This window comes from Bacteroides togonis (assembly GCF_900130135.1).
GTDB lineage: Bacteria > Bacteroidota > Bacteroidia > Bacteroidales > Bacteroidaceae > Bacteroides > Bacteroides pullorum.
Genome location: NZ_LT670820.1, coordinates 1,140,320 through 1,154,262, shown reverse-complemented (window position 1 = coordinate 1,154,262; position 13,943 = coordinate 1,140,320). Strand labels below are relative to the sequence as shown.

Below are 13,943 nucleotides of genomic sequence, written 5' to 3'. Positions count from 1 at the left end.
GTTTTGCTTGTCTTCTTTTCGCAACACTAAGGTAAGTGAAAATTCTGACATGGCAAAATCCTGGGCAACTTTTTGTTGCTCAGGCACTTATAAATAATGTTAAACTATAGTGTTGCGGAATTAAGGGTGTCGTATTACAATAGACGGAAAGGCTGTTGTATTATCGACCGGGTTGTATTGCCAGCCGGAAGAGTGGAACAGCAAGAAAGGGGAAGTCAAGAACAACAGACTGAACGGGATGCTTTGCGAGTATAAAAAACGTATAGATGAAACTTATGCTGAATTATTGAAAGTAAATGGTGTCATCAGCGCAGAGCTGCTGAAAACAGCTATGACCGGAGCAGTCAACATCCCGAAATACATATTACAGGCAGGGGAAGTGGAACGGGAAAATCTGAAAATCCGTTCCATTCAAATAGATTCAACCTCTAGTTACAGGCAGTCAAAAATGTATCATTACTATTTGGGTGAATACATCCATTCTCTGGGCAAGGAGGACATGCTTTTTAGAGATATTACCGAAGAGTTTGGCACCAATTTCATTTTGTATCTGAAAACAAATTACCCTCATAAGCCGTCATACCGTAACCATTGTCTTTGCTGGCTGAAACGTCTGGTTTATCTTGCCGTGGATAAAGGAATTTTGAGATATAATCCTTTGGATGATATAAAATATGAAAAGAAGGCACCTACAAAGCTCATGTATATAAGCAAGAACCAGCTTCAGGAGATAATGAGCCATCCAAAACCGGATCCACTACAGGAACTTGCAAGAAGAACCTTTATATTTTCATGTTTTTGTGGTTTGGCTTACGTTGATGTACGCAATCTCTATCCGCATCATATAGGTACAACTGCAGAAGGACGAAAATATATCAGAACATACCGCAAGAAAACAAGCGTTGAGTCATTTATACCATTACACCCGGTAGCGGAGCAGATAATTTCCTTGTATAATACGACAGATGATAGTCAGCCCATTTTCCCGTTACCCATACGGAGTATGATTTGGTTTGAGATACATGAATTGGGATTTTCCCTTCAGTTCAAGCATAACTTGTCATACCATCAAAGTCGTCACACTTTTGGTACCATGATGGTTTCTGCCGGAGTTCCCATGGAAAGCATCTCAAAGATGATGGGCCATACAAATATCAGAACGACACAAGGATACGCAAAAGTTACAGATGACAAGATTTCAGAGGATATGGATAAGCTAATGGAGAGAAGAATGAGAATAAATAGTCATTTAAGAATAAATGAGTCTGTCTTAAAATAGAAATACAAAAGTAGATAGCTTTTAGATTGAAACTTGGAAATAAGAAATCTCCTGCATTAGTCTTTATTTACCTCAATAATAAGACTAAAGGCAGGAGATTTTTATGTTACAACTTATAGATCACAAGTAAGCCTATCTATGTTTTTATTTTGAGCCTCCTTATCAATCATCTTTTTCTAATGATTCTTTGTATGCTAACCATGATTCATAATCCATCCCCAACATATATTTATTTTGTATATCTTTTAGAAGGGCATGCGCTTGATCAGTTTTTATTTCTATGAATACATCAGCGTATGGATTTATAAGCTTAAAAACATTCTTCTCATTAATAGGAATCACTTTTAATGTCTCGTATGAAGTTTTTTGCTTGTCTAAAGCTTCAGCAATATCATATAATTCATACTTATTTATATCAACTATATTATCTATAAAATCTTGAATATCTTTAACTTCTAACAAGTTGTTATTGTTTTGTTTAATATTGTCATTTGCTATACTATCAACGATAAGCCGTGCTAATCTTCTCTGGATTTGTTCGCTTCCACCAGGAAAATATTCACTAGTTAAAGACAATTTTTGAATCGTAAGTTTTGTTTTAAATAAATAAAAACAAGATGTAAAGAATTCTTGAGTGAGATCTTTATCCCGTATGCCTTTTTTGTATAAACTTGGCAGAGCATATATTATAGCTCGGAATCCTGTTGTCTTCCACAGAATATTATTTTGAGGTTCACTCCATTCGTCATGAAATATATTTTTTAATGCATTGAAGCAATTCAATAGTATTTTGATTATTATTTCATCTTTTTCTTCAATAAAATATTGTCTAAAGATCAATTTGTCATTTGGATTTAGTTTCAATCCTCGTTTTATCAAACGAGCATCCTCATTAGGATCCTTTGAAATCAACATCAAGATCGTTTTAGCAAAGGTTCCTTGAGATAAAGTTGCATTTTTTTGAGATTGTTCCTTTTTTCCTAGCATTTTTAGCCTATTATAGAATGGGGATTCTACAGAACAATTCATAACTCTAGCTATATGATGTACAGTTTTGTTAGGACTTCTTAAATTTGAAACATCAAATAGATCAAAAATTAAGCTAGGAGGGACTTTTGTTTGATTACTATTAATTGTAGAAAAAACATATGCTTTTTCTTCTATTGTTAAATCAAACATTAAAACGACGGGAAGATTAAAGCTACTAATATATTCTGATTTTTCAATTCCCCATAGCCTGTGTTGTCCGTCAATGACTTCTCCAATGCATGAATCTTCAGAAAAGTTAATTCGATGATTAGACTCATCTAGTGATATACCAGCAGATTTGTCAACACTAATAACTATCGGGGTCGGAAATACGGCATCAGGATCAGAACAATAATCTCCAATAGATTTTATTCTAGATCTTGACAAATCTCGTTGTATGCCATCAGCGTCTTGCGATCGTGCATTAACACGTACTATTTTTATTAATGTTGAAGCAGGAATACAACATAGATAAAATGTCCCGATAGGCTGTTGAACCTCTATATAGTTTATTGTCATCATATTTTTACCCCTTTCCCGTCATCTGTTACAGTTAAAGCTTGTTCTGATAAATTCTCTTTTTCTAATTCTTCTCGGTCTCGATATTCTTCATCAGATAAATGAATATCTTTTTCATGATGCTCTAATAACGAATATCCGAAATAATACCTTGCAAATACTAATGCACAGATATAAAAGATTAGTTGCGGTATATCAACACATATATCAGAATTCCTTAAATTATTATAGTCAATATTAGAATTAGAAATATTATGCGTTGCAAAAGAGTAAAAAACCGCACATAAAATTATCGTAAAAATAAGAATAGTTACAAATACCATTCCTATTTTTCTATAATGTGGCTTTTCATCTTTTATGAAATCTATAAACAAAGGTCCAAGTAATGAAGCTAATAAGACCAATGAGAAAGTGTAGAAGTTCCCAGATAAACTATCAGGGATAAGTGCTTTTCCTATTGGCCAATTATCAAATACAGTTCTTTGGATTATATTGATTATAGTTCCTAGTTGTCCGGCAACTATAACAAACATGAACCATAAAAAGGTTTTAACTTTATGAAATTTACATATATATATTGGATTCAATATTGCTCTTATAAAAAAAGATCTTTGTTGTATCCATTGAAAACATTTATCATCATTAATACTCATAGGAATTTATTTGAATATACAAACGCTTTACAAAGATACATATTCTAAAGGATTAGAGCAATTATGATTATATTTTATTGGCATTAAAGATATGACAATCCTTTCAGTCGCCCATTTCCTCGCCGTCCATAGAAGTTAGTACAGACTCTATTGAAAGCGAAAATGTCTAGCGGCCATGCCGTTTCGGGCAGAATCTTCCTCTTTCAGAGCGTATTCAGCCCGAAAACCTTTTCCCTTTCACGTCTGTACAATGGACGCCGACGGCAGCGGAAACAAGCGACTGACGGAAAAGTCAGAAAAAAAAGACAAAACAGCATATAGATTGGTTCAAATAGAGCCTAATTCTATATGCTGTTATTTTATCATTTGGAAAGGCTATTTTTTAGAAACACAAATAAAATGGGCAGGCGGTCAACTGCGCTCCCTCCAGAAAAATCTAAATCCTTATGTGTCCTTTGTGGAAACGCTTGGGTTATTAGCTCCTTTTGTATCTGTATGCCTCCTTGTACCCTTTCATCAATGTTTTTTCTATGTCGGAAGCCCGGTAGAGAATCTTGCCGCCTACCTGTGTGTAAGGCAGAATGCCGTTGTTGCGGTAGTCCTGCAAGGTTCTCCGGCTCACTTTCAGCATGTATGCCACTTCCTTGTCCGTCAGCAGTTCATCGCCATAGGCGGACGGTTGCCGTTTCTCCAACAACTTTTCGAGCAGGGCCAGCAGCCTGTCGAAATTCGAGTGGAACGTCTTTACCCACTCGTGGTCCTTTTCCCTGATTTCATTACTCATACGCGTTTGATATAGGGTTATACATTATTCTTGAAACTCGTTCAAATGGTCTTGCCTTTCCAGCGGGCTTCCTTACGCTTTTCCTCCACATTCCCGACCACTCGCTCTACATCGTCAGGACGGTAGTAAGTCCTGTTTCCGATTTTAGTAAAGGCAAGCGTCCCATTATCCCTCAAGGTCTGCAGGGTTCTCGGACTGATACGTAACCTGCGGCAGACCTCGTGGTTGTCCATCCATTCACTTGTTTCCTTTCCGCCATGTTCACGGCACAGACTTTCCACCCGCTGCACAAAGCGATCCAGCTTGGCGGCAATCTCCTCGAAAGTTCTTTTTTCAAAGCTGATGATTTCCATTGTCTTCATTATTTTCAGTTAAACATATATTCAAAACTCCGGAACAGAACAGGTCTTTTACAGCCGATATACCATCATGTCTCATCGTCCATTTTCGGATGGAAATGTGACCGTTTTATCCTGTTTCCACTGCAAATAAAAGCAGTAGTAATCACACTGCAATGGATTTTCAGATCGGTGGCGATGTGTTACCCGGAATGACATCATGTTACATATCAACTGCATACAATGAGCCTTCTTCATAAACAGAATTTGCTTGAATAATCCGGTATGTAGAAATCACCCCGGCAAATCACGGCAGGCAGCACCGACCGCCCAATCGGTATAGTGCACGAGGTTACATAATTGCCACGGTATCTCCATTTGCTTGATTCTGTTCACTATACACATTTCCTTTGCTCACGACAATGAGTCAAGGTGCGCACCGAGACCAGTGAGTAAACCGATTAAAATCAAAAATGTATGGTAACAAAAAAGAAATTGACCAAAGAAGAATGGGAGGCCATGACAGGTACGGACATGTCACTTATACTCCCGTCAGATGGCAGCATTGAAACTGCCAGGGAATCATCCTTGAATGATACCGGGAAAGAGAAGTCAGAAGGAACGGTAGAACAGACCGACTTCACATCCGAGAATCAGGAACTGTCAACCGTAAAAGAGGAAGCCGTTCCCGTATCTCAACGTCGTATAAGCAGCAGGCAGAGAAAACTTTCTCTGGAGGAATATAGGAAAGCCTTTCTTCAGGTCCCGAGAATCGAAGACCGCAAGCCCGTGTTTGTTAGCGGCGAGGTACGTGACAGGCTGGACGAGTTTGTCCGCAGGTTGGGAGGACGCAAAATGAGCGTTTCCGGACTGCTTGAGAACATCGCCCGACAGCATCTTGAAATCTACTCGGAAGACTTTGAACAGTGGAGAAAACTGTGATATTTTCCTGAATGACAGACTTACTGACTTCAAGTATCATAGTATTCAGATAGTCTGCAGCCGCCCTGGCGGAGTAACGGACAAAACTTCAGTTTTGGGAGTTAGCGAGGTTATCTTTCGGGCATCCCGAAAAACCTCGCTCCACTCCCGAAGAGTGGAGGCAATCCGCTCCCGGTGGTCGCAGATTGTGGGAAAAAGAATAATCAAAAATCAAACAGAGAAAATATGAATGACAGAAAGAAAAACAGACCGAGGGGACGCCCCAGAGTAAGCGGAGTGTGCAAACTCAGCAAAGCCGTTACAGTGAAATTCTCCAAGATAGACTATGAGCGACTATGCCGGCGCAGCAGACAGGCCAACCTCACGCTGGCGGAATTTCTTCGCGTATCAGCATTTGAGACGACGATAACAGCCAGACACTCTGCCGAGGAAACTGCCGTCATACGCAGTCTTACAGGTATGGCAAACAACCTGAACCAGCTGACCCGTCTGTCCCATCAGGCCGGATTCCACCGTACCCAAAGGACGGTGACGGAACTCCTGCAGAAACTCAAGGAGATTATCGTCTGGTACAGGCAAGGAGAAAGGAGGCAATCATGATTGGCAAGATCAAGAAAGGGAAATCCTTCGGTGGCTGTATCCGCTACGTGATGGGCAAGGACAATGCGGAAATCATCGACTCAGACGGTGTATTGCTGGGAAATATCCGGGAAATAACGGACAGTTTCAACTACCAGCGTGAGCTTAATCCGAAGATCAAACAGCCTGTCGGACACATTGCATTGAGCTTCAAACCTGAGGATAAGGCATTGTTGACGGATGAGTTTATGGCTAAAATAGCCCGGGAATACATGGAGCTGATGGGGATAAAAAACACTCAGTTTATTCTGGTAAGACACCATAACACGGACAATCCGCACTGCCACCTGGTCTATAACCGCATCGGATATGACGGCAAGGTAATCTCTTCCCAAAGCGATTACAAGCGTAATGAAATCGTCACGAAACTGCTTAAGAACAGGTACGGGCTGACATACGCCGAGGGCAAGGGCAAGACTAATGTGGAGAAACTCCATGCTTCGGAGCGTGTGAAATACGAAATCTTCAATGCCGTCAAGGCAGCTTTGAAGCATTCCAAAACATGGAAAGAGTTCAACGATTACATGCTTCGCCGGGGCATCAGGCTGGAATTTGTAAAGCATACCAGGGAGGTAAAAAAGCCGGAGGACATACAGGGAATCCGGTTCACCAAAGACGGGCAGACCTTCAAGGCTTCACAAATCAGCCGGGAGTTCAGCTTTGCCAGGCTGAATGCCCGGTTGAGCTGGAAGACTTCGGAATCCCAACAGGAATCCGAACATAAGGTGCAACAAAGGATACCGGACGTAGGCCATCTTCTCGAAAGTACTGGACCGGGACTGTTCTGTCCGACAAACGGTACCGTTCCCGAAGAGCCGTTATCACAGGAAGAACTCTTGCGCAGACGCAGGAAGAAGAAACAAAAGAGGAAAGGATTCGGATTGTAGTCCGTCCTTTCCCATTCAAATTATTCATGAACATTAAAATTGCAGGAATATGAAATTGGAAGAATATATCGAGAGCATCTTCGGATGCCTGGAAAGAATCGAAAACAAAATCAACGGGCTGTCCGTTCCCTTGCCGGAAGGTAACAGCCCGACAGTTAACAATGAAAAGGAAAAGGATGAGTCCGTGCTGAATGAAGTCCGGAAAGGTCATGAGACATTTCGCGACTTGTTGGCTCGCTTGTACGAGGGACTTGCCGCCATTAAGAACGATATGGTTTCCATGGGCAGGAAAAACTCGTCACAGGAAAGACTTGGACAGGTCTTGTCTGAAATGCGTAATGAACAGCGTCAGCACCAGGAGAAAGTGGAAGCCTTGTTTTGTGAGACTAATGACACAGTTAGAAAGAATTCAGTTAAGACAAGCAACATCAACCATCATTTCAGCCTGAGTGTAGAATCCCCGTACACTCTTGGGAGTTTTTTCGTGATGTTCGTGACAATCGTGATTCTGTCCGTGACTCTCTATTTTTCGGTGAGGACAGATAACGTGCAGGCCGATAATGATCTGAAGTACCGTTATGTCAAGATGAAAGGAGAGGCTACCCCTGAGCAACTTGTAGAACTTGAAAATCTCTTTGGACCGAACCGGGATAACGGACTGATCGAGCAGATGCGTGAGGATGTGGAAGCCTACGAGAAAGCGGTACAAAGACAAGCGGCATTGACCGAGCAGGCACGGCTGAAAGAACAGGCCGCGAGAGAACTGGACAGCAAGGCGAAGTCCATCAAGGACAAGTCTATTACGGACGAACCTAAAAAGTAAGCCGATGGCCAGTGTCAAAGTGAAATTCAGACCTTCCACCATAGAGGGAAAGGAAGGTACCGTCTATTACCAGATTATCCAGAACCGTGTAATCCGTCAGTTAAAGACGGATTACCGGATATTTACTAACGAATGGAACGAAGCTGGAAGCTGTATCATTGTCGGTAGTTCGGAGCGAAGCAATCTGCTCCTTTCCTTGCAGGAACGCATGGAGTGGGACCTGAAACGGATGGACATGATTATCCGCCAGCTGGATAACCGGAAAGCCGGATATACGGCAGATGATATTGTCGCTTCTTTTCAAAGCAATACAGAGGGACAGTCGCTTTTCAACTTTATTCAGGGTATCATAGCCCGTCTCAAACAGATGGGCAAGATACGTACGGCTGAAAACTATTCCTGTACCCTGAAAAGTTTCATGCAGTTCAGACAGGATCGGGACATTCTGCTGTCCGAAATTGATTCGAACTTGATGCAGCTTTATGAAGCCTACCTTCATGGAAAAGGAGCCGTGCGGAATACCAGTTCATTCTATATGCGTATCCTTCGGGCTGTATATAATCGCGCTCTGGAAAAGGAACTGGTGGAACAGCGTAATCCTTTTAGGCATGTCTATACGGGAGTGGACAAGACCGTCAAGCGTGCCGTTCCATTATCCGCCATCAAGCGTATGAAGAATCTGGATCTGTCCTTACAGCCTAATCTGGAATTTGCAAGGGACATGTTCCTGTTCAGCTTCTATACCCGTGGCATGTCGTTCATAGATATGGCTCACCTGAAAAAGAAAGATCTTCAGAACGGCTTCTTATCGTATCGCAGACGAAAGACCGGGCAACGGCTGGTTATCAGGTGGAAAAAATGTATGCAGGAGATTGTCGGCAAATACCCGGAAGACAGCCTCTGTCCTTATCTTTTGCCGGTATTGAAATACCCTTTTAAGGATACGCACAGGCATTACAGGAATGTCATGTCCGGAATAAACAGGAATCTGAAAGAAATAGCCAGACTGGCCGATATATCCGTTCCTCTTAGCATGTACTGTGCCCGTCATTCATGGGCAAGCGCAGCCAAAGGCAAGAACATTCCGATTTCGGTTATCAGTGAAGGAATGGGACATGATTCCGAGGCGACCACGCAAATTTATCTGGCTTCATTGGACAATTCCGTAGTGGACAAAGCCAACGCACAAATTCTGAAAAGTCTGTAGGATTGGAGAACGTTTAGCAAAAGCATTCATTTCTTAGACAGAGGGACTCACTCTTGTGCAAAGTTATACATTTTATTGAAAATCCTGCAATTCCGGCCGTTGGTTTTTCTTTTGGAAGTCATTGAATTTCAACTATTGTTTAGCAATTCTATATATAATTCATCAGCAAGTCAGCCTTATAGTCTAAAATCTCCCTCTGTCTAAGAGAGAATAAATTCATGTATTGTATTTTGTTTGGAGGGGCTTTGTATTAAATATAAAATTATGAGTACAAAGTTTTTCAATAATATACCGGGTAATACTCTTTTTGATAAGTTGAAAGGTATTGCGGCGGAGATGGTAACATTTGAACGCTTTTTAGCTGTTGTGGGCTTCTTTCGTTCATCTGGATATTTCAAGTTGCGTAAAGAATTAGGTGATATATCAGAAATCAAGATATTGGTAGGTATCAATATTGATGATATTTTCCGAAAGCATAACAAGGCTCTTTTGATGCTTGCTGATGAAGATAAAGCAAAAGAAATCTATCACAACGGTTTCAAGGAGGATATTGTAAACGCTCAATACTCACCCGAAGTAGAGGAAGGCATATTGCAGATGTGTGAAGACCTTGTTTCCGGACGTTTGCAAATGCGTATTCATGCAACCAAAAATCTGCACGCTAAATTCTACTTATGCCTGCCACAAAACCATAGCGAGAATAGCGACGGTTGGGTAATAATGGGCTCTTCCAATATCTCTGATTCGGGTTTGGGAATCAAACAGCCGCCACAGTATGAACTCAATGTGGCAATGAAGGACTTTGATGATGTAAAGTATTGCTCAGATGAATTTTGGACTTTATGGAACGAAGAGGGTGTGTCGTAATACGCGATTCACCCTCTTTTCTTTATCAACGATAAGAGCGTTGTTAACTTTTTCAAGCAGCGATATTCTGAAGATAATCTCGATATTTTGTTCCCAATAGCTTAAATGAGTGGTAATAAGGCCGTAAAGGTGTTTAATTGGCCAATTTATCCCCTCTTTATTCATCTTGGTACACATCTTTTTTATATTGAAGGCGATGGCCAGGAAGGAAAAGTCCATAAGGACCTTGTCCTTTCCAAAATGACGGAAGCGCTTGTAGTTCATGTTGAATTTTATCTGTCCAAATACAGCTTCCGGTTCTATACACCTTTGCCCTCTGTGTTTCAGTCCTTCTTCGGAACAGAGAAGTTCCCGGGCTTTCTGTTTGTATATCCTGAGTCGGTGATTCAGTTCTATCGTCCTGTTTCCTTTAGCTTTAAAACACAGACATCTTAACGGACACCCTTCGCATCTGACAGCCCTATACCTGGCATATTCGACTACATATCCGGATTCGGTTTTCGTATGCCTGGTACCTGCCCTCTGCATCTTTTGTCCCATTGGACAGACGCAGTAGTCCTGTTCTTCATTGTAGAAAAAGTTTTCGGCTTTAAAAGGATTCGGTTTAAATCTTGGCCGCTGCTCCATGTGGAAACAATTGTATTTGACGTATGCTTCCATCCCGTTTTCCGACATAAAGTGGTAATTCTCTTCTGATCCGTAACCGGAATCAGCAACCACCGTATGAGCCAAACGGCCGTATCTGTCGTCAAAGGACTTCAGAAAGGGAATCATCGTCAAGGTGTCAGTCGGATTCGGAAAAAGAGAATAATCGATAATGAATTGATTTTCCGTAGCAATCTGAAGATTATATCCTGGTTTTGTCTGACCGTTGTGCATGGCATCCTCCTTCATTCTCATAAAAGTGGCCTCTTTGTCTGTCTTGGAATAAGAGTTGCGGTCCTGAAGATTGTCCAGATGGTTATTGTATTCCTGAAGCTTATCTCTATGTGCTTCCAGTTCTTTCAGCTGCTTGCGTTTCTTTCCCAGCGCAGATTTCTGCTCTTTCGTGGATGGTTCTGAAGTCTGTTCAAGAGCAGTGCGTAATTCTCCCGCCATTTCTGTCAGCATGGAAGGAGTAAACTCAATTTCCTCGTTGTTTTCCGAAGCTTTTTCCTGAGCGATGACGTCATCTATTTGGCTTAACAAAACACTGATTTTCTTCATCAGTCGTTCACGGTTTCGCTCAACGCTCTTCCGCCATACAAAAGTATATTTGTTGGCCTTGGACTCAATCTTTGTTCCGTCAATATATTCCACATTCAGACTGATGAAACCTTTGGATGAAAGCAGAAGTACGGTTTGGGTAAACACTTCGTTGATCTCCTTCTTCACCCGATTACGGAAACGGTTGATAGTAATAAAGTCCGGTTTCTCATAACCGGCTAACCAAATGTAATGGATATCACGACGAAGGAGCTTTTCTATTTTCCGGCAGGAGTATATATTGTTCATATAGGCATACAAGATAACCTTTAGCATCATCTTGGGATGGTAAGGACTACGGCCGCATTCTTTGTATAACTTCCTGAAACCTTCAAGATTCAGGCTTTCAACCAAAGCGTCAACCATGCGTATAGGATCGTTTTCTGCAATATCTTCATCGATTCTTTGCGGAAATAGTACCGTTTGGTTGGGAGTGTAGGGACGAAAATGTATCTTTGCCATATGTATAAATCTTTAGGCTTAAAGATACAAAATCTTTAGGTAATAACAAAGCCCCAGCTTGTGAAAGTCGGGGCTTTGTGCTAAACAAAGAAGGTGTGCTTTTTGACACACTTTCAAAAGATATTGAAGAGTACAAAAAGAATACATACTTGGGCTATCAGCCTACTCCATACGAACTATACATCAAAGTACTTATTGATACATTTGGCGACCAAGTGGAAGATGACTTCTCCATTCAGTTGCCCGATGGTGTCAAGGATTTGAAATATCAGAAAGATGCCGTTATTCAGGGGTATCAGATGCTGATGCAGCATAATGGTTTGTTCCTTGCTGATGTCGTGGGGTTAGGAAAGACTATGATTGCAACGATGATAGCCAAACGTTTTGTAGAGGCTAACGGTAAAAATACCAATATCCTCGTTGTATATCCCCCGGCATTGGAAGATAACTGGCGAAATACATTCAAACTTTTCGGAATATACAAGAAAACTCAATTCATTACTAATGGCAGTCTGTCAAAGGTTCTTGAAAGTAAAGACAATTACAAGGACAAAGAGGAATTTGATTTAATCATTGTCGATGAAGCCCATGGTTTCCGCAGCGACAGTTCTGGCAAATATGATGAGTTGCAAAAGATATGCAAATCCCCCTGCCTGAATATGGGCTTGCTGAAAAGCACTCAAAAGAAGGTAATGCTTCTTTCTGCTACACCGCTCAACAACCGCCCTGATGATTTACAGAATCAGTTACTATTGTTCCAAAATAGCCAAAACTGTACCATTGACGGAGTTCCCAACCTCAAAGGTTTCTTTGCTCCGCTTATCTATGAATATAAGAGATTGATGCGAGAGCGTGACCAGCGTGATGTTACTGCTGAGGTTGATAAAATCTATGAGCAGATACGTAGTAAGGTTATTGATAAGGTAACAGTACGCCGTACACGCAATAATATTCTCAACGATCCCGATTATAAGGCAGATCACTACTGTCCCGTAAAAGTGGATAAATAGTTCTTTGAAATTATTGAAATATAGTCAATTACGTGGTTTCTTGAGATGAAACGGACTTGATTTTGCAACTTTGCAGTCTAATACAAATGGCTGCTATGTTCCAAGACAAATACGTATTCTCTCAATTAACCGCTTTTCTGAACAGGACTCAGTTCAACAACTATGTTCGCAAGTATGATGGCAACCGGTATGTGAAACATTTCACTTGCTGGAATCAGATGCTTGCAATGATGTTTGGGCAACTGAGTAACCGTGAGAGCCTGCGAGACTTAATCGTTGCTTTCGAGGCGCATAGGGGCAAGCAATATCATCTTGGGTTAGGTCGTGAACCGATAGCCAAGACAACTCTTGCCACAGCCAACCAGAACCGCGATTACAGAATCTTCGAAGACTTTGCTTTCTATATGATGAAGGAAGCCTGCGAGAAGCGGACGACCAACATCCTTGACATTTCCGGAAAGAAATATGCGTTTGATTCAACAACGATTCCGTTATGTCTTGCAACATTCCCGTGGGCAAAGTTCCGAAGCAAGAAAGGAGGAGTGAAAGCTCATGTCTTATACGACATTGAAGCACAAGTTCCTGCCTTCTATACTGTAACCACTGCCTCAAAGCATGATTCTACAGCGATGTCTTCAATCCATTATGAACCAAATGCTTATTATATATTCGACAGGGCTTATGATTCTTTTAAAGAGCTCTATAGGATACATCTTACAGACTCTTTCTTTGTTGTCAGGGCCAAGACGAACTTAAAGTATAAGACAGTCAAATGGAAGCGGAGAATGCCAAAGAACATAATGACAGATGCAGAAGTGAAACTGACCGGTTATCTCTCCGGGAAGAAATATCCGGAGTCATTCAGACTCGTCCGATATTACGACGAAGAGGATGACCGTGAGTTCACTTTCTTGACGAATGCAAAACAACTTTCTGCACTGGATGTCGCCAATCTTTATAAGAAAAGATGGTTAATCGAGCTGTTCTTCAAATGGCTCAAGCAGCATCTCAAGATAAAGAAATTCTGGGGCACAACAGAGAACGCTGTTCGCATACAAATCAGTGTGGCTATTATCACGTACTGTCTTGTGGCTATTGTCCAACATGATATGAAGTTGAAACGTTCAACCTATGAAGTTTTGCAAATTCTCAGTATATCATTGACTGACAAAACCCACTTGCGTGACCTGTTCGACAAGACTAATTTCAATGATGTCAAAGATCTAAATGATCCCCTGATTCCGGGGCTTTTTGATTAA

At 41.2% G+C, this 13,943-nt stretch carries 14 protein-coding genes; 9 read left to right on the top strand and 5 right to left on the bottom strand.

Annotated elements, in window-relative coordinates:
• The first annotated feature begins 133 nt into the window (after positions 1-133).
• The gene (locus BQ8005_RS04985) at positions 134-1,279 is read left to right on the top strand and encodes a site-specific integrase (RefSeq protein ID WP_111936057.1); all 1,146 of its coding nucleotides are present in this window, start codon (positions 134-136) and stop codon (positions 1,277-1,279) included.
• Positions 1,280-1,441: 162 nt separating this feature from the next.
• Here the strand turns inward: BQ8005_RS04985 and BQ8005_RS04980 are convergent, their stop codons facing one another.
• The 4 genes from BQ8005_RS04980 to BQ8005_RS04965 all read right to left on the bottom strand — a co-directional run bounded on the left by BQ8005_RS04980 (position 1,442) and on the right by BQ8005_RS04965 (position 4,626).
• A complete protein-coding gene (locus BQ8005_RS04980; RefSeq protein WP_075317271.1) occupies positions 1,442-2,830 on the bottom strand; it encodes a DGQHR domain-containing protein in 1,389 nt (462 codons plus the stop codon).
• Complete coding sequence (locus tag BQ8005_RS04975) at positions 2,827-3,480, bottom strand: hypothetical protein (protein WP_075317270.1); 654 nt, start codon at positions 3,478-3,480, stop codon at positions 2,827-2,829. The genes BQ8005_RS04980 and BQ8005_RS04975 overlap by 4 nt, the downstream gene beginning before the upstream one ends.
• 475 nt (positions 3,481-3,955) lie before the next feature.
• Positions 3,956-4,264: a helix-turn-helix domain-containing protein gene (locus tag BQ8005_RS04970; RefSeq protein ID WP_075317269.1), complete on the bottom strand. Its 309-nt coding sequence runs from the start codon at positions 4,262-4,264 to the stop codon at positions 3,956-3,958.
• A 41-nt stretch (positions 4,265-4,305) separates the two neighbouring features.
• The gene (locus tag BQ8005_RS04965) at positions 4,306-4,626 is read right to left on the bottom strand and encodes a helix-turn-helix domain-containing protein (protein WP_004329616.1); all 321 of its coding nucleotides are present in this window, start codon (positions 4,624-4,626) and stop codon (positions 4,306-4,308) included.
• Positions 4,627-5,079: 453 nt separating this feature from the next.
• Here BQ8005_RS04965 and BQ8005_RS04960 point away from each other — a divergent pair, with 453 nt between their 5' ends.
• From BQ8005_RS04960 to BQ8005_RS04935, 6 genes are all read left to right on the top strand, one after another.
• A complete protein-coding gene (locus BQ8005_RS04960; protein ID WP_075317268.1) occupies positions 5,080-5,544 on the top strand; it encodes a DUF3408 domain-containing protein in 465 nt (154 codons plus the stop codon).
• Between the two features lie 225 nt (positions 5,545-5,769).
• Positions 5,770-6,144: a plasmid mobilization protein gene (locus BQ8005_RS04955; RefSeq protein ID WP_075318948.1), complete on the top strand. Its 375-nt coding sequence runs from the start codon at positions 5,770-5,772 to the stop codon at positions 6,142-6,144.
• Positions 6,141-7,070 (top strand): relaxase/mobilization nuclease domain-containing protein, encoded by a 930-nt coding sequence (locus BQ8005_RS04950; protein WP_075317267.1) that lies wholly within the window; start codon positions 6,141-6,143, stop codon positions 7,068-7,070. The genes BQ8005_RS04955 and BQ8005_RS04950 overlap by 4 nt, the downstream gene beginning before the upstream one ends.
• Positions 7,071-7,119: 49 nt before the next feature.
• The gene (locus tag BQ8005_RS04945) at positions 7,120-7,893 is read left to right on the top strand and encodes a hypothetical protein (protein ID WP_075317266.1); all 774 of its coding nucleotides are present in this window, start codon (positions 7,120-7,122) and stop codon (positions 7,891-7,893) included.
• A gap of 4 nt (positions 7,894-7,897) precedes the next feature.
• Positions 7,898-9,100, top strand: coding sequence for a site-specific integrase (locus BQ8005_RS04940; protein ID WP_075317265.1), 1,203 nt, complete (start codon positions 7,898-7,900; stop codon positions 9,098-9,100).
• Between the two features lie 264 nt (positions 9,101-9,364).
• Complete coding sequence (locus BQ8005_RS04935; protein ID WP_075317264.1) at positions 9,365-9,967, top strand: phospholipase D-like domain-containing protein; 603 nt, start codon at positions 9,365-9,367, stop codon at positions 9,965-9,967.
• Here the strand turns inward: BQ8005_RS04935 and BQ8005_RS04930 are convergent.
• Positions 9,941-11,674, bottom strand: coding sequence for an IS1182 family transposase (locus tag BQ8005_RS04930; RefSeq protein WP_075317263.1), 1,734 nt, complete (start codon positions 11,672-11,674; stop codon positions 9,941-9,943). The two genes, BQ8005_RS04935 and BQ8005_RS04930, sit on opposite strands and share 27 nt — an antisense overlap.
• 77 nt (positions 11,675-11,751) lie before the next feature.
• Between BQ8005_RS04930 and BQ8005_RS04925 the strand changes: the two genes are divergently transcribed.
• Entirely contained in the window at positions 11,752-12,684 is a 933-nt protein-coding gene (locus tag BQ8005_RS04925; RefSeq protein ID WP_234984001.1) for a DEAD/DEAH box helicase family protein, read from the top strand.
• A 95-nt stretch (positions 12,685-12,779) separates the two neighbouring features.
• Positions 12,780-13,943 carry an IS4 family transposase gene (locus BQ8005_RS04920; RefSeq protein ID WP_075318825.1) on the top strand — a complete coding sequence of 388 codons (1,164 nt, stop codon included), beginning with the start codon at positions 12,780-12,782 and terminating at the stop codon, positions 13,941-13,943.